The following is a 23,207-nucleotide window of genomic DNA, read 5'->3' on the forward strand; positions in this document are numbered from 1 at the left end:
CCAGATGCCGCGTCGTTTGCTACCCGCGCCGAGCCGAGCGCCGCTGGCGGTCTGGATCAGCGTGCTCGCCCTGATGTCCGCCATCGCGCCGCTCGCGACCGGGGATCGGGGCGGCGTGGACCGGGCCGGCGTGGACGCCGTAGACCCCGCCTGAGCAGGGCCGACGGCGGTAACCCCGACCACCGGCGACCGACCAGGCGATCCGTGACTAGGCGGCAGTCAGCGCGGCGGCGAGCGTGCTGGCCGCGATGTTCGCCCCGCAGGAGACGATGGCCACCCGCTGGCCGCGCAGCTCCTCCCGGCGGGCCAGTGCTGCCGCCACCGCCACCGCGGCGGCGCCCTCGATGAGCTGGTGCTCGGTATCGATGACCAGCCGCAACGCCGCGCGGATCGCCGCCTCGTCGACCAGGACCCAGTCGTCGACGAGCGCCCGGCAGAGCCCCAGGGTGACCGCGCCGTCCTCGACACTGCCGGCGGTGCCGTCGGACAGGGTGGGGCGCGCATCCACCGGCACCACGCGGCCGGCCGCGACCGACGCCGCCATCGCCGCGTCCGCCGAGGGCGAGGCACCGAACACCCGCACCCCGGGCAGCCGGCGCTTCAGCACCGACGCAACGCCGCTGATCAACCCGCCACCGCCGACGCTGACGAACACCGCGTCCAGCCCACACCCGCCGGCCTGCTCCAGCATCTCGACCCCGATCGTGCCCTGGCCGGCGATGACGTCGAGGTCGTTGTACGGGGAGACGTAGACGAGGTCGTGCTCGCCGGCGTACTCGCGGGCGAGGGTCTCCATGGCACCGGAGTCGCTGCCGTGGCCGCGGACCTCGGCACCGAACCGGCGGATGGCGGCAACCTTCACCGGCGACGCGGTGTCCGGCACGAACACGATGCCCCGCCCACCGAGCACCGAGAGCGCGAGCGCCACCCCGAGCCCGTGGTTGCCCGAGGAGGCGGTGACCACACCGCGGTCGCGCTGCTCGGCGGTCAGCGTCAGGACCTTGGCCAGCGCGCCGCGGGCCTTGAACGAACCGGTGCGCTGCAGGTGCTCGCACTTGACCAGTGCCTCGGTGCCCAGCTCGTCGGCCACCCCGTGGAAGGTGGCCAGCGGGGTGAGCGTGAGGTGCTCGCGCATCCTGGGCGCGATCAGCTCGGACTGCGCGGCCACGGCGGCCGGGGATGCCGGCACCCCGTCAACGGTCTCGGTCATGCCGCCATCATGTCGGCCGGCACCGACATGCCGCCGAGGCGGTCGGCCGCCGGGCCTGGCAGCGGCCGCCGGCGTCTGCGAGATTGCTCAGGAGGCACGTCGAAGTTGGCGGACAGGTAGGACGAGGGGTCGGAGCATGGCGGCAGGCGCACTCCCGGGTACGGCTCAGATCTTCACCGCGGGCACCGTGCACCCGCTGACCGGGACCCAGGCCGGGACACCGCCGGCATTCGCGACGCTGGGTGAGTGGATCGTGGCGACCGGGACGGTGGCGCGGTTGCGCGAGATGTTCCCTGGTGCCCCGGTCCACGACTTCGGCCGGCGGGTGCTGGTGCCCGGTTTCAACGACGCCCACCAGCACCCCAGCATGATTGCGGGCCAACTGCTCGACGTGGACCTGTCGCCGGAGCGCGTCGGGTCCCGCGACCAGTTGCTCGACCTGCTGCGCGAGCGGGCCGAGGCAACCCCGGCCGGGGAGTGGGTGCAGGGCAGCCGCTACGACCACACCAAGACCACCGGCGGCGTCGTGCTGACCAGGGCCGAGCTGGACGGGGCCTGTCCGGATCACCCGGTGTACGTCCGGCAGATCGGGATGCACTGGGGGGTGCTCAACTCCGCCGGGCTGCGTGCCGTGAACCTGACCGACGCCAGCGAGCCGCCGGCCGGTGGTGAGTTCGGTCGGGACGCCGCCGGGCAGCTCAACGGCGTGATGTACGAGCGGGCCATGCACGACCTGGTCGAGGTGGCGATCCCACCGCCCAGCCCGGAGCACGAGCTGGCGGCGCTGGGCCGCTACCAGGGGATGATGCACGCGGCCGGCATCACCTCGGTGGGCGACGCGCTGGTGCTCCCGCGTGGGCTGCGGGTACTGCAGGAGGCGCACGCACGCGGCGAGCTGACCCTGCGGGTGAACATGCTGCTGGCCTACCCGGTGCTGGACTCGCTCGAGGCGCTGGGCCTGCGCACCGGGCTGGGGGACACCTGGCTGCGCATCGGCGGGGTCAAGGCGTTCGTGGACGGCGCGATCGCCGGCGGGACCTGCCTGCTGGAGGCGCCGTACGAGGGCAGTTGCTCGCACGGGATCCAGGCGATGCCGACCGAGGAGCTGAACGAGTTCGTCCGCCGGGTGCACGACGCCGGCAGCACGGTGTGCGTACACGCCAACGGTGACCGGGCGATCCGGCTGCTGCTGGACGCCGTGGAGGCGGCCCAGCGGGCCAACCCCCGGCCGGGCGCGCGGCACCGCATCGAGCACTGCAGCGTGGTCGACGCCGAGATCCTGAAGCGGATCCGGGCCTCGGACATGGTGGCCGTGCCGTTCGGGAGCTATGTAGCGTTCCACGGTGAGAAGCTGCCGGGCTACTACGGGATGGACCGGTTGGAGCGGATGTTCGCGCACCGGGACCTGCTGGACGCGGGCATCCCGGTGGCCGGCTCCTCGGACTTCCCGTGCGGGCCGTACGAGGTACTGCTGGCCATGCGCAGCTGTGTCACCCGCCGCGCCGGCGACGGTACCGAGCTCGGTGCCAACCAGCGGATCACCGCCGCCGAAGCACTCGCGCTGTACACCACCGGGTCCGCGTTTGCCTCCGGCGAGGAGCACCACAAGGGCCGGCTGGCCCCGGGCATGCTCGCCGACTTCGTGGTGCTCGAGCGCGACCCGCTGACCACGGCGCCGGAGGAGCTGGCCGAGATCGACGTCGCGCAGACCTGGGTGGGGGCGACGCCGGTGTACCAGGCCGGCGCCGGATAGCGCGGATTGCCCCGGATCGGCTACCACCCCCCGCCGCCGGTCCGGCTCACCGCGACGAGAGCGGTCGAGGACCTGTTCGGGCCCGCCCGCTGCAGGAGGTCGCCGTCGAGCTGCTGGAGTCGCGCCTGGGCGCGGCACCTGACCGCGATGCGCGCCGCGCTGCGGGAACGCCATGACGTGCTGGTGGCGGCCGTACGCGAGCACCTGCCCGGCGTGACGCTTGGTGATCACGGGCTACCTGGCGCTCGCCCCGTCCAGGTCACGCGCGCGGCTCGGCAGCGGGGCCGGGCCGCCGATGAGCGCGTTCAGGTCGATCAGGGCCGCGACGACGTCCTGCTGGGCGTGCAGCAGCTGGTGATGCAGCCGGGCCGGGTCCCGGTTGGGCACAGTGAGTTGGTCGGTGATCCGTTGCAGGTTGCGCGCGACCTCAACCGCGCGGAGCTGGACTTGGGTCTCGATGGGGTCACCCTTAGCGATCACGGGTGTAAATCCTGCCCCACACCGTGCCCTGGCCGACTGGTTCGCCGGCTACACAATCTGCCTCCTTCTCCTGGAGGGATCCCACCTTGACGCCGGTCGGTTCGAATCCCGCCAATCGGCAATCCTCGTCCCGAAAGTAACGTCCGGCCGGTTTGAGCCTGATGAAACCAGCCTGTTGTTACTATCGAGCCCGATTTGAGGATTCCGAGCCCTGGCGCTGGGCACTCGCACCGTGCCGACACCCGTGCCGACACCCGGCAGCCGCGGGCCGACCCGCCCAGCGGGCGGCCCCCACGCGGTGTTGCGTATCCCTACGCCCCGGCGAGATGGTGCTCGAACCGTCGTTGGCCACCTACTTCGGCGTGTCCAGGACGCCGGTCCGCGAAGCGCTGCGGATGCTGACGCACGACGGCTGGGTGGCCACCATCCCGCGCAAGGGTTACCTGATCAAGCCCCTGCAACTGGACGACATCAGTGAGGTCTTCGGGCTGCGGATGATGATCGAGCCGGCGCTGTTCGCCGAGGCCGCCCGCCAGGCCACCGCGGAGACCGTCGCCATGCTGGTCGACTGGTGCTAGCGAGAGCGCGCGGGCCGGGTGTACTCAGCTGTCCGGGTTGATGCCCCGCTTGCGCAGCGAGTCGGCGGTGTATTCGTTGCAGTCCGGACCCTTGGCGTCCCGCTCGCAGCGCTGGTAAGCCTGCTTCTCGTTGCTGTTCATGGCGCGGCCGGTGGTGCCGTTCGCGTTGTGACCGCTGTTGCCTGGGCCGTTGTTGCCGCCTCCGAAGTTGGCGCCGTTGCCGCCGAAGTTGGCGCCGTTGTTGCTGCCGCGGTGGTTCTCGTTGCCGCGCTCGCCGCCCCGGGTCGGCGCCTGGGTGACCGTCGTGGTGGCCGGAGCCTGGGTCACGGTGACCGGTGCCTGGGCCGCCGGTGCCTGGGTGACTGTCGTCGTCGACCCGGAGTCGGTCCCCGTGCCGCTGTCCGTGCTGTCGGCGGTGGCGGAGCTCGAGTCGGTCGGCGACGCCGACTCGGAAGGCACGGTGGTCGTCGAGCCGCCGTTGTTGCAACCGGCGAGTAGCACGATCAGCCCACCGACGACCAGCAGCGAGCCCTTGTGATGTCTCATGCACTCCACAACGGGCTGGCCGGGAAATGGACGCGATGTTCACACCCGCCGAGCCGGCTGAACTCTCAGAATTCGCGCGGCCAGAGGCACACCCGGGTCAGACCATGGTCGGTGGCGCGGCCGCGGTCGTGAGGGGCTGACCGGGGCCGGGCGTCCCGGTGCCGCCGGAGCCGGCCACGTTGCGACGCGCCCGGGTACCCACGCTGCGCTCCACCAGGACGGCCAGCCGGGACAGCGCAAAGTTCACCACCACGTAGATCAGCGCGACGATGAGGTAGGTCTGTACCAGCAGGTGGGTGTAGACGGTCAGGTTGTTGCCCTGCTTCATCAGCTCCGGGTAGCTGACCACGTAGCCGAGGGTGGAGTCCTTGAGCAGCGCGACGAGCTGGGTCACCAGCGTCGGGGCCACCAGTCGCACGGCCTGCGGCATGATCACCGCTCGCATGGCGGTGCCCTCGCGCAGCCCGAGCGAGACCGCCGCCTCGAACTGACCCCGGTCCACGGCGTTGATGCCGGCCCGGAAGATCTCGGCCAGCACCGCGGTGTTGACCAGCACGATCGGCACGACGAGTTTCCACAGGATCGGCAGGTTGATCCCGAACCGGGGCAGCGCCAGCAGGAAGGCGTAGATCAACAGCAGCAGCGGGATGCCGCGGAACAGCTCGACATACGCGGTGGCGACCCAGCGCAGGGCTCGCCGCCGGGACAGCCGGCCGAGCGCCAGCACCATGCCGAGCGGGAACGAGGCCACCGCGGCGAGTGCGGTCGCGGTGATCGTCCCGACGAACCCGTCAGCCAGGAACCTGAGGTAGGACAGCTGCGCGAACGGCGCCCAGCGGTCGCGTCCGAGCTGCCCGTTGCGGCCGAACTGCCACAGGGCCAGCGCGAGGAGCCCGGCCAGCAACACCAGCCCCAGCACCGTGCACACCCGGATGCGTGCCCGGGCGCGGGGTCCGGGCTCGTCGAAGAGCACCCGAGGGACGGTCATCGGGCCCGCCGGGTGAGCCGACGCTCGAGGGCGCCGCCGACGGTTCCGCCGAGCAGTGCGATGGCCAGGTACATCGCGCCGCTGACCAGGAACAGCACGACGGCCTCGGCCGACTGGAGGTTGAGCAGCTGAGTCCGATTGGTCAGCTCACTCACGCCGACCGCCGCGGCCAGCGACGACCCGAGAGCGATCCCGATGAAGATGTTCACCAGCGGCTGGACCATCGTCCGGAAGGCCGGCGGGAGGATGACGTGACGCAGTGACTGGGTGAAGGTGAACCCGAGTGCGCGGGCGGCCTCGGCCTGCCCGACCGGCACCGCGTTGATGCCGCCGCGGATGGCCTCACACACGAACGCGGCACCGAAGCCCGCCAGGCAGACCGCGGCGGAGGTGAACAGCGAGAACGTCACGCCCACGTCCGGCAGGCCGAAGACGACGAGGACGAGGAGGCTGAGCAGCGGCATGTTGCGCAGCACCTCGACGTACACCGCGCCGGCCACCCGCAGCGGCGGGACCGGGCTGACCCGGAACACCGCCAACACGGTGCCCAGCAGCATCGCCCCGACGAAGCCCAGCGCGGTCAGCTCCAGGGTGACGAGCAGGCCGCCCAGCAGGAAGCCGAGACTGTCGATGACAACGTGCACGCCCGCGCCCCGCCCGGCGGCTCAGGATCCCGCGACCGAGCCGATCGCCGGCGGTGCCGGAGGGTCGCCCTTGACGACGGTGCCGATGGTCGCCCGCCACAGCTTCGCCCAACTGCCGTCGGCGTAGATCTTCTTCAGCCAGTCGTTGACGAACTGCTTGGCCGCCGGGTCGCCGAGGGGCAGTCCGATGCCGTAGGGCTCCTGGGTGAACGGCGCGCCCACCACCTTGACCGCGGGGTTGGTGCTGGCGTCGGAGATCAGGATGCCCTGGTCGAGCACGTACGCGTCGGCCCGGCCCTGCTGCACCGCGGCCACGCATTGGGCGTCCTCCTGGAACAACAGTGTCTTCGCCCCTGGTGCGGCCTTCTGCAGGGCGAGTACCGCGGTGGAGTTCGCCTCGGTGGCCACCGTCCTGCCGTTGAGGTCCGCGACCGTGCTGATGGACGTGTTGTCGGCCTTGACCATGATCGCGTCACCGGACTCGTAGTACGGGCCCGCGAACGCCACTTTCGCCGCGCGCGCCGGCGTGATCGTGTAGGTGGCGAACACGGCGTCCACGGTGCCGTTCTGGATCAGCGTCTCGCGGGTGTCCACCGTCGTGATCGTCAGCTGGGTGTTGGCAGTGGTCTTGCCGGTGATGTAGTGGGCGAGCATCTGGGACAGCCCGGCGTCGAAGCCGGTGACCTTGCCGGTGCTCGGGTCCTTGAGGGAGAACAGCGGTCCGGCATCGGTGCCGCCGATGTTGAGCGTGCCGCGCTGCTTGATCTTGTCCGCCCAGGTGCCGGGGGTGATCGCCGAGGGGTCGGCCACCGGGGAGCCGGCGACGACCGCGTCGTAGTTGCCGGTGTCCGCCGGTCCGGGCAGCGCGGGTGCGGTGCCGCTGTCGGCGCATCCGGCGAGCGCGAGCAGAGCGGCGGCCGCCGCCGCCGCGACCATCCTGGCGCGGGCGACAACTCGGTAGCGGCGCCGGGTAGTACGGATCACTGGCCCCCCTGAGGTTCGAACACCGCCACACCAGCTGGCCGTTGGCCGACCCTTCCACATGGCACCCGCCGGAACAACGGGGCCGCGCACCCTGGGTGGACGCCGCGCACCTGCTGCAGCGGGTGCGCGGCGCACCCACCGGGTGTGCGGTGCGGGGGAGGTCGGCCGCTAGGACTCGTCGACCTTGTTGACCACGGTGTCGTCCGGGTCGAGCCGGCGTCCGTCCGAGGCGCGGATCTCCAGGGCGTGCAGCGGGCGCCCGTCGCGGCGGTCCAGCAGTTCGGAGTGTGGTTCGCCCGGTTGGAAGAAGTGCGCCTCGCCCCACTGCCGCAGCGCCACCACCACGGGGAACAGGTCGCGGCCTTTCGCGGTGAGCTGGTACTCGCGGTAGGCGCTGCCGTCCGAGGCGGGCACGACCTCGAAGACGCCGGCGTCGACCAGGTCGCGCAGCCGGGCCGACAGGATGTTCTTGGCCGCGCCGAGGCGGCGCTGGAACTCACCGAAGCGGCGGCTGCCGTCGAAGGCCTCGCGCACGATCAGCAGGGACCACCGGTCGCCGATCACGTCGACCGACCGGCCCACCGGGCACTCGCTGTCATCGAACCGGATTCGCTCGGCCACACGCCCTCCGCTGTGTTCGCCGCCTCACCGTATCTGGTTGCGAAATGCTACCAGCCTATCTACGGTCTCTCCTGAATGGTAGCAAGACGCAACCAGTTCAGGAGGCAATGTGACCCGCTGCCGCGACGACCTGCCCGCACCGAGCTCAGCAGCCACGGTTCCGGCCGCCGCGATACGAGCAGCCCCGATTCGCGCTGGCGAGAGCTCAGCTCCGACCGGCGCTGCCGGTGGGCTCTCCCGACGGACCACCCTGTTCTTCGCCGTCGCCTGCGGGGTCTCGGTCTCGAACGTCTACTTCGCGGACCCGCTGCTGGTGAGCATGGGCCAGGATTTCGGGCTCAGCCCCGGCACCCTCGGGCTGGTGGTCACCGCGACCCAGATCGGGTACGGACTGGGCCTGTTCCTGCTGGTGCCGCTGGGTGACGTGGTCAACCGGCGGCGGCTCATCGTGGTCCAGTTCCTGCTGATGGCGCTCGCCCTGGTGGCCGCGGGCAGCGCGCCCGTCGCGGTGGTACTGCTGGCCGGGATGGTCGCCGTCGGGTCGCTGGCGGTGGTCACCCAGTCGTTGGTGGCCTTCGCCGCGTCACTGGCCGGGCCGGCGCACCGGGGGCGGGTCGTCGGTGTGGTGACCAGCGGCGTGGTGATCGGCATCCTGTGCGCCCGCACCGCATCCGGGGTTCTCGCCGACCTCGCCGGTTGGCGCACTGTCTACTTCGCCTCCGCCGCATTGGCGCTGGCCATCGGCCTGGTTGCGCACCGTGCGCTGCCCCGGCCGACGCCCGTCGGTGACCAGGTGGCCTACTTCCGGCTGTTGGCCTCGATGGCCGAGCTGTTCCGGACGGAGCGCACGTTCCGGAACCGGGCGTTGCTCGCGCTGCTGGTCTTCGGCGCGTTCAGCACTCTGTGGAGTTGCCTGGCGTTGCCGCTGAGCGCCCCGCCGCTGTCCCTGTCACACAGCGCGATCGGCGCTTTCGGGCTCATCGGCGTGGCCGGTGCGCTGGCGGCCGTCCCGGCCGGCCGGCTCAACGACCGGGGATTATCCCGGTGGACCACCGGCGGGGCGCTCGTCGTGCTCTGCGTGTCCTGGGCGCCGATCGCGCTGGCCCGGCAGTCGCTGTGGGCGTTGGCGATCGGGGTGGTCCTGCTCGACCTCGCGGTCCAGGCGGTGCACGTGACGAGCCAGAGCCTGATCTACGAGGTCCGCCCGGCCGCCGGCAGTCGGCTGATCGGCGGCTACATGATCTTCTACTCGATCGGCAGCGGCACCGGTGCCATTGCCTCCACCGCTACGTTCGCGGTGGCCGGCTGGGCGGGAGTCTCCGTGCAGGGTGCCTCGCTCAGCCTGTGCGCACTGCTGTGGTGGGCGTATACGGCGTCCACCGAGGGGTCCAGCGAGGCGTCCAGCGAGGCGTCCAGTGAGGCGTCCACCGGGAACGGCCCGGTCCGATTCGTGCGAGGCTGGCGCGAGCGGGCCGGTCGCGGCACGCCCAGCACGGCCGGGAGTGCCGGCCTCGAACGCGGGTAGGGACTGAGGATGCGAGTCTGGGGTGCCATCGTGGTAGGGATCCTCTGCGTGCTGATCGGCGCGCTGTGGTTCCTGCAGGGCGTCGGTGTGGTCGGCGGCAGCTTCATGTCCGGCAGCAAGCTCTGGCTGTTCATCGGCCTGGTGGTGCTGCTGGCCGGGGGCGCGCTGGTGCGAACCGGGCTGCGTGCGCGGCACCGGGCCTGACCGGGGTCAGCGGCCGGGCGGCACCAACCGGTACACCGCGCCCGCACTGTCGTCGGTGATGTAGACGGCCCGGTCCGGGCCCTGCACGGCCGCCACCGGCCGGCCCCAGCGGGAACCGTCGGCGGTCTGGAAACCGCCGACCAGGGTGCGCTGGGGACCGAACGTGCAGTTCACCCACGGGAAGAACGACACCTCGGGTGCCCGGGGCGGGGTGCGGTTCCAGGACCCGTGGATGCCGACCAGTGCACCTTCGGTGTACGGCGCCGGCAGGGTGGCGCCGGTCAGCACACTGAGGCCCAGTGGCGCGGAGTGCGCGCCGAAGGTCTGCTCGACGGGCGCGAGCGCCGCACAGTCGAGCTCGCCGCCGCCGGGGTTCGTCTGGACGTCCACGACGAACTTCGGCGCGGTGTGGTTGACGGCGGTACCGGGCACGCCTGGCTGGACGTCCCCGTCCGGGTTGCAGTACGGCCAACCGAGGTCGCGCCCGGCGGCGCCAGTACCTGGCGGAGCTCGTCGAACGGCGCATCGGCCAACCCGGCGGGCACCGTGACCGGCGTTGCCATCAGGCCCGCCGGGGTGGCCGCGGTCGGTGCGCCGGCACGCTCGGCCGACGAGGCGTCGCCACACCCGGAGGCGACCAGGACCAGTGCCGACCCGGCGGTGAGCAAAAGGCGGCGGTGCGGGCGCATGCCCGCCATTGTCCGCCGGACCGGACGTGCGGCCGGGTGGCCCGTCAGTAACCGTGGTTGGCGTAGTTGTGGCTGTCGTCGTACTGGCTGTCGTTGTGTGAGTTCAGCGCGTTGTGGCTGTCGCTGCGCGAGTCGTCGTCGTAGTGGCTGTGCGAGCTGGTGTCGGACTCGTGCTGGTCGGCGTAGTTGTTCGCGTGCCCGTCCGGGCCGGCCGCGTTGACCGTGGTGGAGCCGTCGCCGGAGTTGTGCGCCGAGGTCCGGGTGTCACTCTCGGTGTTGTGTCCGTCGGCGTTGCCGCCGATGGACAGCGAGCCGCCGTCACCGAGTGAGCTGTGGCCCAGGTCGGCGCGGTTGGCGGCGCCGCTGCCGAAGGCGGTCGTGCCGTCGTCGCCGGTGATCGCCTGGTTGTCGTGGCCGACCACATTGCCGTCGCCGGTGGTCAGGGTGGCGTCCTTGATGTCGCCGTGCGCCGCCACCGCGCCGTCCCCGGAGGCGACCACGGGGTCGTTGTCCATCACCTGGTGGAAGTCGCCGCCGTGCGTGTCGATGTCCTGGTGCACCGAGTTGTCGACGTACGTGTCGTGACGCTCGATCGTCTCGTAGTGGTTGATGTAGTGCTTCAGGTAGTGCGAGCCGCCGCCACCGTGGTAGTGCGGCGGGGACGGCAGGTGGATCGACTCGTCGGAGTGCGCCGGCGCGCAGTCGGCGGCAAGGCACAGTGCGTCGTGCACGTCCCCGCCGGAGAGGTTGCTGAATCCGTGTGCGGCCGCGTAGCCGTCGGGATCGGACTGGAAGGCGGAACGGGCGGAGGAGTCACCAAGCAGTTTGAGGATCCAGTCGAGGAGCGAAGGCGAGGTCGAGGTCGTCATGTCGGTCATCTCCTGGTCGGTTGCCGGTCAGGCCACCGGACATACGTCGGCGTTGTGCGCACACGCTATGTGTTGTCCTCACTCACAAGATCGCGAAACAGCCGACCAGGTGTCGCTCAAACAGGTGTCTCTGTCATGCAGCGCCACCATTGGGTGGATCCGCGGCCGAAATTGCCGCATACCCCTGGCTGCCGGTACTCAGCATTCGGAAGATCGACATTAGGCCAAGGGGACGCGCTCCGACCTGCGGTTCGGCGTAATCCTTACCCTACTTGATGGCGCAATGAGCTCAGCCGGAACGACCAGCGGGCGAAACCTGCACCGGCGTGTCTCGTTGGAGATCGCGTCACCGCCGTGGCAACACGGACCGGTCGGGGCCCACGCCCACACCGACGGTTCGCCGAGCGCCGGGGTTCCCGGAACCGGCGAGCTCGGTGACGACACGGCCAGTTTCGGAGGGGGAAATGGCGCTAGCAACGGATACCCAAGGTCGACATTCGGTCTCGCCGGACGGGCGGTTCCTGTTCGACTCGGATGAGGATGTCGACCGGGGGCCCGATTTCGCGGCAATCCGCGGCAGCGCCGAGTTCGGTGCACTGCGCCGCCGGTTCCGGCGGTTCGTCTTCCCGATGACCGCGCTGTTCATGGGGTGGTACCTGGCCTTCGTGCTGCTGGCCGCCTACGACCACCCGTTCATGGCGATCCAGGTGCTAGGCCTGATCAACATGGGCATGGTGCTCGGCCTGGCCCAGTTCGTCAGCACCGTTGTGATCATGCTGGTGTACACCCGCTACGCCAGGCTCCGGCTCGACCCGGCGCTGGAAGCTGTCCGGGCCAGCTCGGGGGAGCACTCGTGAACTACGCCGCGCCGGGCTCCGCCTTCAACCACACAGCCGTGACCCACACCGGCTTCGTCAAGTCCGGTTGGGCCCACACCGGACTGGTCAAGTCCGGGCTCGTCAACAGCGGGATGGTCAAAACCGCGCTGGTCAAAACCGCGGTCACGAAGACCGCGGTGGCCAAGGCGGCAGTCACCTTCCTGGCCGCCACCACCGCGGTGGGTAGCAACCCGGTCCTCAACCTCGGGTTGTTCGTCGGGTTCGTCGCGGTCACCCTCTACATCGTCCACCGGGTGAGCAGCGGCAACCAGACGACGAGCAGCTACTACGCGGCCGGCGGCGAGTTCACCGGCGGCCAGAACGGCATCGCGCTGTCCGGCGACTTCCTCTCGGCGGCGTCCTTCCTCGGCATTGCCGGGGGTATCGCGGTGCACGGCTACGACGGCTTCGTGTACTCGGTCGGCTGGGTGGTGGCGTGGCTGGTCGGGCTGCTGCTGGTCGGGGAGATGCTGCGCAACACCGGGCGGTTCACCATGGGGGACGTGGTGGCCTTCCGGATGCGGCAGCGCCCGGTGCGGGTCGCGGCGGCAGCGTCCACGTTGTTGATCTCGTACTTCTACCTGCTCGCGCAGATCGCCGGTGCCGGCGGCCTGGTGGCGCTGCTGCTCAACATCACCGGGAAGTTCGGTCAGTCCATCGCCATCGCGGTGGCCGGCGCGATCATGATCCTGTACGTGCTGATCGGCGGCATGAAGGGCACCACCTGGGTGCAGATCATCAAGGCCACCCTGCTGCTGATGTGCATGGCGCTGATCACGATCTTCCTGCTGGGCCGGTTCGGCTTCAACTTCTCCACGATCCTCAGCCAGGCCACCCAGCACAACAGCCTGGGCAACGCGATCCTCACCCCCGGCACGCTGTACGGCAAGAACGAGCTGGACTTCGTGTCCCTCGCACTGGCCCTGGTGCTCGGCATCTGCAGCCTGCCGCACGTGTTGATGCGGTTCTACACGGTGCCCAACGCCCGGCAGGTGCGCCGCTCGCTGGTGTGGGCGATCTGGTCGATGGTCGGCTTCTACCTGTGCACGCTCGTGGTGGGCTACAGCGCGACCGCGCTGGTCGGCTCCGACGCGATCGTGCACGCGCCGGGTGGGGAGAACTCGGCGGCGCCGCTGCTGGCCTACGCGATCGGTGGGTCGATCCTGCTGGGCCTGGTGTCCGCCGTCGCGTTCGCCACGATCCTCGCGGTGGTGGCCGGGCTGACGCTGACCGCGTCGGTGTCCTTCGCGCACGACGTCTACGCGAGCATCATCAAGAAGGGCAACGCCGAGCCGCGCAGCGAGGTCCGGGTGGCCCGGCTGACCGCGGTCATCATGGGTGTGCTGGCCATCCTCGGCGGCATCCTGGTCAACGGGCGCAACGTGGCGTTCCTGGTCGCGCTGGCGTTGGCGCTGGCGGCGTCGGCCAACCTGTCCACGCTGCTGTACTCGCTGTTCTGGAAGCGGTTCAACACGCCGGGCGCACTGGCCAGCATCTACTCCGGCCTCGGCTCGTGCATCCTGCTGATCACCTTCTCGCCGGTGGTCTCCGGCGCCAGCACGTCGATCTTCCCGACGGTGGACTTCCACGTGTTCCCGCTGAGCAACCCGGGGATCGTGTCGATCCCGCTCTCGTTCCTCTGCGGCTGGGTGGCGACGATGATCGGCTCGCGGGAGGAGAACCCGGCCAAGCAGGTCGAGATGGAGGTCCGCGCGATGACCGGGATCGGGTCCGGGCTGCATTCCTAGAGCGGCACTGGCTCTACTGTTCACATGATCGTCAGCTCGGCCGGCCCAGGTCGGCCGAGCTGACGGTTTGCTGAGTCCGCATTGCTGAGTGGCGACGCGCTCCATAGCTTGCCTGGCAGCAGAAATGATCGGCGCGACACGCGCCGGAAGGGGGAGCGGCTACATGGCCGATGCTGGGTTCCTTGATCGCTCGCGCATCGTGGCGCCGGCGAACTGGAGTCGCTGGCTGGTTCCACCGGCGGCACTGTCGATCCACCTGGCGATCGGCCAGGCCTACGCGTGGAGTGTGTTCAAGGACCCGCTGAGCGCGACGCTGCTGAAGGGCAGCAGTTGGGCGGGCACGCTGAGCGCGCTGCCGTTCACGCTGGGCATCGTGATGCTGGGGGTGTCCGCGGCGGTCTTCGGTACCGCGGTGGACCACCGGGGGCCGCGCTGGGCGATGGTGGTGGCCACCGCGTGCTTCTCGACCGGTTTCCTGGTCTCGGCGGCGGGCATGGCGCTGGGTCAGTACTGGCTGGTCGTCGTGGGCTACGGGTTCATCGGCGGGATCGGGCTGGGTATCGGGTACATCTCGCCGGTGTCCACGTTGATCAAGTGGTTCCCGGACCGGCCCGGTCTTGCCACCGGGATCGCGATCATGGGCTTCGGCGGCGGTGCGCTGATCGCCTCGCCGTGGTCCAGCTCGCTGCTGACCTCGTTCGGCGGCAGCGGCGCCGGTGCGCACCCGGGTGGGATCGCCAAGACCTTCCTGGTGATGGGGATCGGCTACGCGATCTTCATGTCGATGGGGTGGCTGCTGATCCGGGTACCGGCCGACGACTGGAAGCCGGCCGGCTGGGACCCCGCCTCGGTGCGGGAGAAGCCACTGGTCACCACCGCGCAGGTGTCGGCCCGCAACGCGATCAAGACGCCGCAGTTCTGGCTGCTGTGGGTGGTGCTGTGCTTCAACGTGACCGCCGGCATCGGCATCCTGGAGCGCGCCGCGCCGATCTACCAGGACTTCTTCCGCGGCGACACGCCCGCCAAGACGCTCACCACGATCGCCGCCGGCTTCGTCGCGATCCTGTCGCTGGCCAACATGCTGGGGCGGTTCGTCTGGTCGAGCACCTCCGACGTGGTCGGGCGCAAGAACATCTACCGCTTCTACCTGGGTGTCGGCGCGGTGCTGTACCTGGTGCTGCTCTTCGCGGGCAACGCCAACAAGGCGGTGTTCCTGATCGCGGCGATGCTGATCCTGTCGTTCTACGGTGCCGGGTTCGCCACCGTGCCGGCGTATCTGCGGGATCTGTTCGGCACCTTCGAGGTCGGCGCGATCCACGGCCGGCTGCTCACCGCGTGGTCGGTCGCCGGTGTGCTCGGCCCGATCATCGTCGACGCCATCGCCGACAAGCAGAAGGCCGCCGGGCTGTCCGGCCCCCGGCTGTACGTGCTGTCCTTCGACATCATGATCGGTCTGCTGATCGTCGGATTCATCTGCAACGAGCTGATCAAGCCGGTCGACTCGAAGTTCCACGAGCCGGCCAGCGGTGACCTCGCGCCGGCCGGAAGGGCGGAATAGATATGGCTGACACGAGCTCGGGGGCGGCCTCGCCCTCGCCGGTCCGGCTGGTGGTCACCGCGGTGGCCTGGCTGTGGGTGCTGGTGCCGTTCCTCTGGGGAGTCTGGCAACTCCTGGTCAAGGTCGTGCCCCTGTTCAGCGGCTGAGGCTTGGGTCGTGGAGTGACTGAGCCGCACACCGGGCCGGTTGGCGGTACTCGCCACCGGCCCGGGTGCGGCTCGGCCAGGGGTGCCACCGCCCGGCGGGGGCCCTCAACAGCGGCGGATCCGGGCCAGCCAGGCGAGCAGGTCGGCCGGCCCGTCCGCCGGCAGGCCCAGCTCGAGCCGCTGCTCGGCGGTGGCGATGCCCCGGTACCGGCTCGGTTCGAGGGCCTCGAGCGCCCAGTCCGGCCCCGCGAACGCCGCGCGGATCACGGCGTCGCTGATCCGGGGGCCGAAACCCGGCGCGGCGTCGGACAGGGCCAGCAGGTGCACCGTCGCGCCCGGCCGGCAGACGCCGCGCAGGCTGCGCACGTAGCGGGCCCGGTCGGCGTCGCCGAAGACGTGGAACAGCGCGCTGTCGAGCACGGTGTCGAAGCCGAGGAGCCCGTCCAGGCTCAGCGCGTCGGCCACCTCGAAGCGGGCCGGAACGCCGTGCCGCGCGGCGTTCGCGCGTGCCTGCTCGACGGCCGCCGGCGCGAAGTCCACCCCGAGCACGTCATAGCCGAGGCGGGTCAGGAGGACGGTGTGCTCGCCGGTGCCGCAGCCGGCGTCGAGCACGGCGCCCCCGATCAGCCCCGCGCGCTCCAGGTCGACGATCGCCGGCTGGGGCTCGCCGATCACCCAGGGAGCCGAGTGGGTCAGGTAGGCGTCCTGGAAGCGGGACTGGTTCGGCGACTCCACGGGGGCTCCTCGACTCGATGGTCCGGTGCTCGCAAGTCTGGAACATCAACCGCACTCGAGGTCAACAGCGAGCTAGGCTCTGGAGATCCTTGGGGTGGAAAACCGTGACACTCACGCCGCGTCACCGACCGGGCGATCCGGTGTCGACCCCGGTGCGTTCATCTCACCGAGAGCAACGTCAGTCTGGAATTTTCGAACGACCCTGGCGTCGATCTCCGGCGAGACCTGCGCGCTCGCCGAGATCGACGCTGTTGGGTATACCTACGGGCCGGCCAGAACATGCCTGGTGTTACCACCGCTGGTTGGTGACCGGGGCGTCACCAGCTCCGGGTGGGTGCGGGTGCGCAGTCTCACCTGCTGGCCCGCTGCCCCTGGCCGAGTAGAGCCGCGCTGACGTCCTGGGCGAGTGGTTCCGGCGCGCGTCTCGCCCCTGTCCGGTCAGCCGGACCCGCGCGACCTCGTGTTCATGGTCAACTCGACGTATTTCTGGTTTGATCATGAAGTTGACCAGAATTTCGTCGAGTTGACCATTGCCGGGCGGCCGCCGGATGCACCACCCCTGGAACGCCGCCGGCGCCCACACCGACGGCCGGCTGGTGTTCCGAGTCCGGGGTCGCGTGAGCGGCCTGGTCGGCGCCGAGGGCCTGGTCAGGGAGTGGCCCGGTCAGCCCGCCGGGCATGGTCCAGCCCGCACGTTGGTCAGCCCGCGTAAGAGTCGGTCAAATCAAGTCGGTCCGCGGAACGCTCGCGCCGAATTCGGCACAGGACCTCGGACTCAAGACACTAGATCGAGCGGCCGGTCGAGTAGACGTAGGCGTTGCGCGCTTCGTCGAGGCCGTGCAGGTGGTAGGTGGTCGAGCCGGGGTTGCCCCGGCCGCCGGCGCCGGTCGGGTTGGCGATCACCACCTGCTCGGGCGGCCGGTCGCCGGGACCGGTCTCGACGTTGAGGGTGAGCCCGGCCTGCGGCCCGTCCTCGATCAACGCGCGCGTCTGGAAGCTGCTCATCCGCTCAGCGTTCCGGTAGTCCCCGCCGGCCCCGGCGCCGGGGTGCGATGCGGGGCGGGTGTCGGGCCGGTTCAGGCGGCGGGTTCGGGGTCGGGTGGCGGGATGCTGATCTGGATCTCGCCACCGAGCCGGTAACCAGCGTCGAGCTCCAGCGCGTCACCGCTCCAGAACCGGCCCGGGTCGTAGTAGTTCGGCGTCCGCCGGTCGGGCAGCAGGCCCATCATCTGGTAGGTCAGCGCGACTACCTCGGCGCAGTAGGCCGTCTCCAGCTCGGCCTCGCTCCTGGCGGGGCTCGCCGGTTGCTCCGGCTGCTCGCTCCGGCGTCCGGGTCCGCCCCGGCGGATGTCACGCCAGCGGGGGAGCGCGGGGAGCGACGGCAGCGCCTCCCGGGTGGGCAGCCGGCCGCGGAACCAGCGTGAGGCGAGCTTGGCGGTGGACGGGAACGGGGTGCCGTCCAGCCGGGCGATTGCCCGCAGCGCGCCGTCCTCCATCTCCCGGGTGATCGGGGTGTCCAGCTGGCGCAGCCAGCCGCGCTGGCCGTAGCGGTTCGCCCAGACGACGGCCGCGTCCCGCAGCACGTGCAGCTGCACGCCGCGCTGGTGGGTGCCGGCCCACATGTCGGGCAGCGACCTACCGAGCTCGGCGTGCCACATCAGCGGCGGGAGGTCGTCGATCACCACGGACATGCCCACGTGGTTGACCGGGCTGTTCGTGGTGACCCGGATGGCGCGGTCGGCCGCCGAAGTGCCCCGGAACAGCCAGATGTCGCCGGTGCGGGTGAGCTCCAACGCCGCATCGAGCTCGAGGGGTGTGCCGCTCACGGGCGATACCCTAGACAGCTCTACTGTCGCGCAATGCGGTGGTGGAAGGTTGTGGGTCTTGCCGGGCTCGCCGGAGTGGCGGCAACCGGCGTCGTGGTGGCCAGGGCCGAGCGGCAGCGGCGGGCGTACACCCCCGACGAGATCAGGTCCCGGCTGCACGAGCGGGCCGCCGAGATCGACCCCGAGATCGACCCCGAGATCGACCCCGAGATCGACTCCGGCGGACCCGGTGACCAGCACCGCTGACCCGGCGAAATCGCCACGTCAACGGCACTTCCGCGACCCGCCAGATATAACAAAGCAGACCCTAATAACCCGACTCGTGGCAGTAGCCGATCCCGGCCGAGGTCGTTGATGTTGACAGGACCCCCGGCCGCCCCGGCTCGTGGCGGGCTGGGAGGAATCGGGTCGTGGAACGTGTGCTCGAAGGTGTCGATCCCCGGCAGCGGAGCCTGTGGGGTCGGCACACGGTGAAGCTCCGTCACACGCTGGCCGACCGGGCGATGTTCAGCGACGAGTCGCTGGCCGACCTGATCGAGACCATCGAACCGAGACACATGGACATCAGCACCATGGGCGACGACGTGTCGACGTGGGGCCACTGCGACCGAGCCGGGCCGTCCGGTGCGCAGGTGCTCGAAGCCGTCCGGGGCGGCCGCATCTGGATCAACATGATGGCGATCGAGAAGGTCGACCCCCGCTTCGCCGAGGTGCTCGAGGGGATGTACGCCGAGATCGAGGCCGTCGTGCCGGACTTCAAGACCTTCAAGCGCAAGCTCGGCCTGCTGATCTCCTCGCCGGGCGCGAAGGTCTTCTACCACTTCGACGTACCCGGTCAGGGCCTCTGCAGATCCGGGGCCGGAAGCGGATCTGGATCTCGTGGTACGACGAGCACGCCGAGGCCCACGACATGGAGCCCGGCGACATGCTGCACTGGGCACTCAACGGCCCGCACCGGGTGGAGAACTACGACGTTCGAAACGTCTCGCTGACCACCGAGCACTGGACCGACGAGATCCGCTGCTCCTACGCGATGAACTACGGCAACGGCGTGCTGCGCCGGGACGTCAGGTGGCAGCCCCGCTCGCGCAACACCAGCGGCCCGGCGTTCTGGGCCAAGGCCGGACTGACCGCCGCCTACCGGTTCAGCGGAGTCCAGAAGAAGACGAGCTACCAGCGGCTGCTCAGCTACCGCATCGATCCGAGGGCCCCACTCGGCCGCAGGCTGCTCGACGAGAAGGATCGCGTCGCGATCAGCATCTGAGCGCCGGGTGGCCGACCACCGGCGAGGCGGTCGGCCACAACGGGGTCTGTCCAGCTAACATCAACACGCCCGCTCACCCAAGGGACCGCCGTGGACCACGTGCTAGAGAAGATCGACCCGCGCCACGTGGCGTTGTGGGGCCAGCACACCGTGAAGCTGCGCCACACGCTGGCCGATCAGGAGATGTTCTCCGACGAGTCGATCGCGGGCCTGATCGACACTGTCGACCCGTCCCACCTCAAGATCGAGACGATGCCCGACGACGGGTACGACGTGCGGGCCTGGAGTTCCTGCGACCGCACCGGCCTGACCGGGATGCAGGTGCTCGAGGCGGTCCGGAACGGCAGGATCTGGATCGAGCTCAAGGCACTCGAGGAGATTGACGACCGGTTCGCCGACGTGCTGAGCTCGCTGTACGGCGAGCTGGAGACCGACCTGCCGTTCAAGACCTTCAAGCGCAAGCTCAACCTGCTGGTCTCCTCGCCGAACGCGCGGGTTTTCTACCATTTCGACGTGCCCGGCCAGACCCTGGTCCAGCTGCGCGGTCGCAAGCGGATCTGGATCTACCCGCCGACCGCGCCGTTCCTGCGCCCGGAGAGTGTCGAGAACACCGTCCGCAGCGTGGCCACCGAGGGCCTGGACTACCAGGAGTGGTTCGACGACTACGCCGAGGTCCACGACATGGAACCGGGGGACCTGCTGCACTGGGCGCTCAACGGGCCGCACCGGGTGGCCAACTACGACACCTTGAGCGTGTCGCTGACCACCGAGCACTGGACGCCACAGGTCCGCCGCTCGTACGCGCTGAACTACGGCAACGGGATCCTGCGCTCGCACGCGCACTGGCGGCCCCGCTCGCAGGCCACCACCGGCGCCGCCTTCTGGGCGAAGGCCGCGATGACCGCCGCCTGGCGGGCCAGCGGGATGCAGCGCAAGCAGAGCTACCGCTGGGTGCCAGGACACCGGATCGACCCGGACGCGCCGAACGGGGTGCAGCCGATCGAGCCGGCTGAGCCGGCTGCGCAAGCTCAGGGATGAATCGTGGCGCCCGAGCCCCTCGGCCGACCGGTGATCCACACCGGCTCGGCTCGGCAGTGCTCGGCGTCGCCACCGCCCTCGTCGCCGTCCTGGCACTGATCACCGCCACCTGGGGTCCCGCGTCGGTGAGCCGGGCACTGGCCGGCGGCCCGTCGGTGCCGTCCGCGCCGCCGCCACCGGCCGCCGTGGTGACGGTCCTGGCCGGGACCGTCCCGATCCAGCCCGGCGCCGCCCCGGTCAGCCCGGGCGCTCCGCTGAACGTGGCCGTGCAACACGGCGTCCTGCAGGCGGTGCAGGTCACCGATGCCAAGACCGGCCGGCAGGTGGCGGGCACGCTGTCCCCGGACGCGGCGTCCTGGCGTAACTCCGCCCCACTGAGCTACGGCGATACCTACCAGGTGGCGGTCACCGCGGTCGGCGCCGACGGGCAGCCGGTACAGCAGAGCAGCACGCTCAGCACCATCCGCCCGGCGGTGCTCACCGCCGTCTCGTTCCGGCCGACACCCAGCATGACCAGCGTGGGCGTCGGCCAGCCGTTGGTGGTCCGGTTCAACCACCCGGTGACCGACAAAGCCGCCGCCGAGAAGGCCCTCGCGGTCACCAGCACCCCGGCACAGCACGGCGGCTGGTTCTGGATGTCCGCGAACGAGGCCCACTACCGGGCCCAGTCGTACTGGCAGCCGGGCAGCACCCTGCAGCTCAACGCCAACCTTTTCGGGGTCAATCTGGGCAAGGGCGCGTTCGGGCAGGAGAACCGCGCGGTGACGGTGCACGTGCACGACTCCTGGGTGGCCAAGGCCGACGGCCACGCGAAGACGATGCAGATCTTCCACAACGGCGCGGTGGTCAAGTCGATGGCGATCAGCCTCGGCTCGGCGGACCACCCGTCGCACATCGGCCCGCACGTGGTCTCCGACAAGAAGCCCACCATGATCATGGACTCCTGCACCTACGGCGTCTGTGAGGGCGACCCGGGGTACTACAAGGAGAAGGTGGACCTGGATGTGCGGATCTCCGCCGACGGCGAGTTCGTGCACTCGGCGCCGTGGTCGGTGGGGCAGCAGGGGTCGAGCAACGTCTCGCACGGCTGCGTGAACCTCAGCCCGGCGAACGCGCGCTGGTTCTTCGACCACTTCAACCTCGGCGACGTCGTGGAGATCACCAACTCCGGCGGCCCCAAACTGCCGGTCTGGGACACCTACGGCGACTGGGAAGTGCCGTGGAGCGAGTGGCAGGCGGGCAGCGCCACCTGAGCGGAGTGCTTACGGCGTATACCCCGCAGATGGCGTGGACGGCGCGGGGGCGTGGAAATCCGCTGCCTTCGGGGTGCACCGGCTGACAGGGTTGCGGCCATGAGGATGCTGTTCGCCGTGCCACCGGGTTACGGGCTGATGCTGCCGGTGGTCCCGCTGATCTGGGCGGCCCGGCTGGCCGGTCACGAGGTACTGGTGGCCAGCACCGCGGAGATGATCGCGGTCGGCGCCGATGCGGGCCTTCCGATGTACGACGTACTGCCGGACCGCGACGTCTGGGCCGAGCTGATGCGTGCGATCACCAGGGAGGGCGACGACCCGGCGGTGTCCGAGGAGTTCCGGTTCGCCGCGCGCGCCGGTAACCCGTTCGGCCTGTTCACCCTGACCATGGCCGAGGGGACGGTCTCGGTCGGCCGGGACTTCGGTGCCGACCTGGTGGTACACACCTCCGACCACGCGGTGGGCCCGCTGGCCGCGCTGGCGATGGGGGTACCCGCGCTGGAGGTGGGCAACCGGATCTCCTGGTCGATGCGGGACCCGGACTTCCGCGAGGGGCGCGACGCACTGAAGGACGACGACGTGGTGCGGCTGGTCCGGGCGAAGCTGGCCATTCCGGAGGGTCGGCCGACCACGGTCGCGCGGATAGATCCCCGGGCGCCGAGCATGGGCGGCCTCGTCGCGGACGAGCTCGACCCCAGGGATGGCGTGCCCTGGTGGTCGATGCGCTACGTGCCGTTCAACGGCGGCGCCGCGGTGCCGGACTGGGCGCTGCGCGCACCGGACCGCCCCCGGGTGTGTGTCACCTTGGGGACGGTCGTCCCGACATTGAGCGGTACGAGCAGTCTGGCGGTGGTGCTGGACGCGCTCGGCGGGATGGACGTCGAGGTCGTGCTGGCAGCCGGTGCGGCCGATCTGTCCGCGCTGGGTGAGCTGCCCGCCAACGTCCGGTTGGTCGGCTTCCTGGCGCTGTCCGCATTCCTGTCGACCTGCTCGCTGAAGGTGCACCACGGCGGGTCCGGGACCACCGCGACGCCGCTGCACTACGCGGTCCCGCAACTGGTGCTGCCCGCCTTCGCGGACAACCCGATGTCGGCCAGGCGGGTCGCGGACCGGGGCGTCGGGCTGACCCAGGATCCGGCGTCCGCCACCCCGGCGGTGGTCCGCGCGTTGGCGGAGCGGCTGCTCGACGAACCGTCCTTCGCGGCCGCCGCCCGCGAGGTGAGCGCCGAGATGGCGACCCAGCCCGGTCCGTCGGCGATCGTGGCCCGGGTGAGCGCCGCGCTGAACTGACGCCTCGTGCTATACGCCGTACACCGGAGCCAGAGTGTCTACGGTGTACGCAGCCCGACCGAGTCGTGAGCCGAGCAGGCCCCCCGGTCGGCGTTGTTGTTACCGAGCTGCACACCAGGCAGGTTCAGAGGTCGCCAGACCTGCACCCTGTGTAGCTCGGTAACAACGCGCCCTGCGCACCGAACCTCCGGATGAACCCCCGGCGAGTGATCAACGGGACACCAGGGCTGTTCGAGGCCGCGAAAACAACCCTGGGTGTCCCGTTGATCATGGGCCCCTGCTCAGGTGGCCGGCCAAGGGCGGCTCACTGCCCAATGCCTGCGTCATCGGCCATCGAACCGGCCGCCGGCCTGCCGAGGCAGTTGCCTCGGGTTACCGAG

27 protein-coding genes are annotated in these 23,207 nt (G+C 70.3%); 15 read left to right on the top strand and 12 right to left on the bottom strand.

Annotated features, from left to right (window positions below):
- The first annotated feature begins 4 nt into the window (after positions 1 to 4).
- Positions 5 to 154: a hypothetical protein gene (locus tag ACTXG6_RS26255; protein WP_445182046.1), complete on the top strand. Its 150-nt coding sequence runs from the start codon at positions 5 to 7 to the stop codon at positions 152 to 154.
- A 54-nt stretch (positions 155 to 208) separates the two neighbouring features.
- Here the strand turns inward: ACTXG6_RS26255 and ACTXG6_RS26260 are convergent, their stop codons facing one another.
- Positions 209 to 1,210 carry a threonine/serine dehydratase gene (locus ACTXG6_RS26260; RefSeq protein ID WP_445182047.1) on the bottom strand — a complete coding sequence of 334 codons (1,002 nt, stop codon included), beginning with the start codon at positions 1,208 to 1,210 and terminating at the stop codon, positions 209 to 211.
- 136 nt (positions 1,211 to 1,346) lie between these two features.
- Here ACTXG6_RS26260 and ACTXG6_RS26265 point away from each other — a divergent pair, with 136 nt between their 5' ends.
- Complete coding sequence (locus ACTXG6_RS26265; RefSeq protein ID WP_445182048.1) at positions 1,347 to 2,963, top strand: amidohydrolase; 1,617 nt, start codon at positions 1,347 to 1,349, stop codon at positions 2,961 to 2,963.
- Between the two features lie 234 nt (positions 2,964 to 3,197).
- On the opposite strand, the gene ACTXG6_RS26270 is transcribed toward ACTXG6_RS26265, so the two are convergent.
- A complete protein-coding gene (locus ACTXG6_RS26270) occupies positions 3,198 to 3,443 on the bottom strand; it encodes a hypothetical protein (protein ID WP_445182049.1) in 246 nt (81 codons plus the stop codon).
- A gap of 161 nt (positions 3,444 to 3,604) precedes the next feature.
- Here ACTXG6_RS26270 and ACTXG6_RS26275 point away from each other — a divergent pair, with 161 nt between their 5' ends.
- A complete protein-coding gene (locus tag ACTXG6_RS26275) occupies positions 3,605 to 4,021 on the top strand; it encodes a GntR family transcriptional regulator (protein ID WP_445182050.1) in 417 nt (138 codons plus the stop codon).
- 24 nt (positions 4,022 to 4,045) lie between these two features.
- Here the strand turns inward: ACTXG6_RS26275 and ACTXG6_RS26280 are convergent, their stop codons facing one another.
- The 5 genes from ACTXG6_RS26280 to ACTXG6_RS26300 form a co-directional block, all read right to left on the bottom strand.
- A complete protein-coding gene (locus tag ACTXG6_RS26280) occupies positions 4,046 to 4,567 on the bottom strand; it encodes a hypothetical protein (protein ID WP_445182051.1) in 522 nt (173 codons plus the stop codon).
- 97 nt (positions 4,568 to 4,664) lie between these two features.
- Positions 4,665 to 5,555 carry an amino acid ABC transporter permease gene (locus tag ACTXG6_RS26285; protein WP_445182052.1) on the bottom strand — a complete coding sequence of 297 codons (891 nt, stop codon included), beginning with the start codon at positions 5,553 to 5,555 and terminating at the stop codon, positions 4,665 to 4,667.
- Positions 5,552 to 6,199, bottom strand: coding sequence for an amino acid ABC transporter permease (locus ACTXG6_RS26290; protein ID WP_445182053.1), 648 nt, complete (start codon positions 6,197 to 6,199; stop codon positions 5,552 to 5,554). The genes ACTXG6_RS26285 and ACTXG6_RS26290 overlap by 4 nt, the downstream gene beginning before the upstream one ends.
- Positions 6,200 to 6,220: 21 nt before the next feature.
- Positions 6,221 to 7,183 (bottom strand): glutamate ABC transporter substrate-binding protein, encoded by a 963-nt coding sequence (locus tag ACTXG6_RS26295; protein ID WP_445182054.1) that lies wholly within the window; start codon positions 7,181 to 7,183, stop codon positions 6,221 to 6,223.
- Positions 7,184 to 7,351: 168 nt separating this feature from the next.
- Positions 7,352 to 7,804 carry a winged helix-turn-helix transcriptional regulator gene (locus tag ACTXG6_RS26300; RefSeq protein ID WP_445182055.1) on the bottom strand — a complete coding sequence of 151 codons (453 nt, stop codon included), beginning with the start codon at positions 7,802 to 7,804 and terminating at the stop codon, positions 7,352 to 7,354.
- 109 nt (positions 7,805 to 7,913) lie between these two features.
- On the opposite strand from ACTXG6_RS26300, the gene ACTXG6_RS26305 reads away from it, so the two are divergent.
- Positions 7,914 to 9,329, top strand: coding sequence for an MFS transporter (locus ACTXG6_RS26305; RefSeq protein ID WP_445182056.1), 1,416 nt, complete (start codon positions 7,914 to 7,916; stop codon positions 9,327 to 9,329).
- Positions 9,330 to 9,338: 9 nt separating this feature from the next.
- Positions 9,339 to 9,533 carry a hypothetical protein gene (locus tag ACTXG6_RS26310; RefSeq protein ID WP_445182057.1) on the top strand — a complete coding sequence of 65 codons (195 nt, stop codon included), beginning with the start codon at positions 9,339 to 9,341 and terminating at the stop codon, positions 9,531 to 9,533.
- Positions 9,534 to 9,539: 6 nt separating this feature from the next.
- Here the strand turns inward: ACTXG6_RS26310 and ACTXG6_RS26315 are convergent, their stop codons facing one another.
- Both ACTXG6_RS26315 and ACTXG6_RS26320 read right to left on the bottom strand, forming a co-directional pair.
- Positions 9,540 to 9,965 carry a hypothetical protein gene (locus ACTXG6_RS26315; protein WP_445182058.1) on the bottom strand — a complete coding sequence of 142 codons (426 nt, stop codon included), beginning with the start codon at positions 9,963 to 9,965 and terminating at the stop codon, positions 9,540 to 9,542.
- A gap of 301 nt (positions 9,966 to 10,266) precedes the next feature.
- Positions 10,267 to 11,091 (bottom strand): IniB N-terminal domain-containing protein, encoded by an 825-nt coding sequence (locus ACTXG6_RS26320; protein WP_445182059.1) that lies wholly within the window; start codon positions 11,089 to 11,091, stop codon positions 10,267 to 10,269.
- 464 nt (positions 11,092 to 11,555) lie between these two features.
- Here ACTXG6_RS26320 and ACTXG6_RS26325 point away from each other — a divergent pair, with 464 nt between their 5' ends.
- From ACTXG6_RS26325 to ACTXG6_RS26340, 4 genes are all read left to right on the top strand, one after another.
- Entirely contained in the window at positions 11,556 to 11,948 is a 393-nt protein-coding gene (locus ACTXG6_RS26325; RefSeq protein ID WP_445182060.1) for a DUF485 domain-containing protein, read from the top strand.
- A 113-nt stretch (positions 11,949 to 12,061) separates the two neighbouring features.
- Positions 12,062 to 13,717: a solute symporter family protein gene (locus tag ACTXG6_RS26330; protein ID WP_445190111.1), complete on the top strand. Its 1,656-nt coding sequence runs from the start codon at positions 12,062 to 12,064 to the stop codon at positions 13,715 to 13,717.
- A gap of 163 nt (positions 13,718 to 13,880) precedes the next feature.
- The gene (locus ACTXG6_RS26335; RefSeq protein WP_445182061.1) at positions 13,881 to 15,275 is read left to right on the top strand and encodes an OFA family MFS transporter; all 1,395 of its coding nucleotides are present in this window, start codon (positions 13,881 to 13,883) and stop codon (positions 15,273 to 15,275) included.
- Between the two features lie 2 nt (positions 15,276 to 15,277).
- Entirely contained in the window at positions 15,278 to 15,421 is a 144-nt protein-coding gene (locus tag ACTXG6_RS26340) for an MFS transporter small subunit (RefSeq protein WP_445182062.1), read from the top strand.
- Between the two features lie 105 nt (positions 15,422 to 15,526).
- On the opposite strand, the gene ACTXG6_RS26345 is transcribed toward ACTXG6_RS26340, so the two are convergent.
- From ACTXG6_RS26345 to ACTXG6_RS26355, 3 genes are all read right to left on the bottom strand, one after another.
- The gene (locus ACTXG6_RS26345; protein ID WP_445182063.1) at positions 15,527 to 16,156 is read right to left on the bottom strand and encodes a class I SAM-dependent methyltransferase; all 630 of its coding nucleotides are present in this window, start codon (positions 16,154 to 16,156) and stop codon (positions 15,527 to 15,529) included.
- A gap of 783 nt (positions 16,157 to 16,939) precedes the next feature.
- Positions 16,940 to 17,161, bottom strand: a complete 222-nt coding sequence (locus tag ACTXG6_RS26350; RefSeq protein ID WP_445182064.1) for a hypothetical protein — start codon at positions 17,159 to 17,161, stop codon at positions 16,940 to 16,942.
- Between the two features lie 71 nt (positions 17,162 to 17,232).
- Positions 17,233 to 17,982, bottom strand: coding sequence for a hypothetical protein (locus tag ACTXG6_RS26355; protein WP_445182065.1), 750 nt, complete (start codon positions 17,980 to 17,982; stop codon positions 17,233 to 17,235).
- A 51-nt stretch (positions 17,983 to 18,033) separates the two neighbouring features.
- Here ACTXG6_RS26355 and ACTXG6_RS26360 point away from each other — a divergent pair, with 51 nt between their 5' ends.
- The 6 genes from ACTXG6_RS26360 (at position 18,034) to ACTXG6_RS26385 (ending at position 22,827) form a co-directional block, all read left to right on the top strand.
- Positions 18,034 to 18,228 (top strand): hypothetical protein, encoded by a 195-nt coding sequence (locus ACTXG6_RS26360; RefSeq protein ID WP_445182066.1) that lies wholly within the window; start codon positions 18,034 to 18,036, stop codon positions 18,226 to 18,228.
- 164 nt (positions 18,229 to 18,392) lie between these two features.
- The gene (locus ACTXG6_RS26365; protein ID WP_445182067.1) at positions 18,393 to 18,974 is read left to right on the top strand and encodes a hypothetical protein; all 582 of its coding nucleotides are present in this window, start codon (positions 18,393 to 18,395) and stop codon (positions 18,972 to 18,974) included.
- The gene (locus ACTXG6_RS26370; RefSeq protein ID WP_445182068.1) at positions 18,908 to 19,246 is read left to right on the top strand and encodes a hypothetical protein; all 339 of its coding nucleotides are present in this window, start codon (positions 18,908 to 18,910) and stop codon (positions 19,244 to 19,246) included. Before ACTXG6_RS26365 ends, ACTXG6_RS26370 begins: the two co-directional genes overlap by 67 nt.
- Positions 19,247 to 19,336: 90 nt before the next feature.
- Complete coding sequence (locus ACTXG6_RS26375; protein WP_445182069.1) at positions 19,337 to 20,284, top strand: hypothetical protein; 948 nt, start codon at positions 19,337 to 19,339, stop codon at positions 20,282 to 20,284.
- Complete coding sequence (locus ACTXG6_RS26380; RefSeq protein WP_445182070.1) at positions 20,281 to 21,537, top strand: Ig-like domain-containing protein; 1,257 nt, start codon at positions 20,281 to 20,283, stop codon at positions 21,535 to 21,537. The genes ACTXG6_RS26375 and ACTXG6_RS26380 overlap by 4 nt, the downstream gene beginning before the upstream one ends.
- Before the next feature lie 99 nt (positions 21,538 to 21,636).
- Positions 21,637 to 22,827, top strand: a complete 1,191-nt coding sequence (locus ACTXG6_RS26385) for a nucleotide disphospho-sugar-binding domain-containing protein (protein WP_445182071.1) — start codon at positions 21,637 to 21,639, stop codon at positions 22,825 to 22,827.
- The last annotated feature ends 380 nt before the right edge of the window (positions 22,828 to 23,207 follow it).

Source organism: Pseudonocardia sp. Cha107L01, from assembly GCF_052566575.1.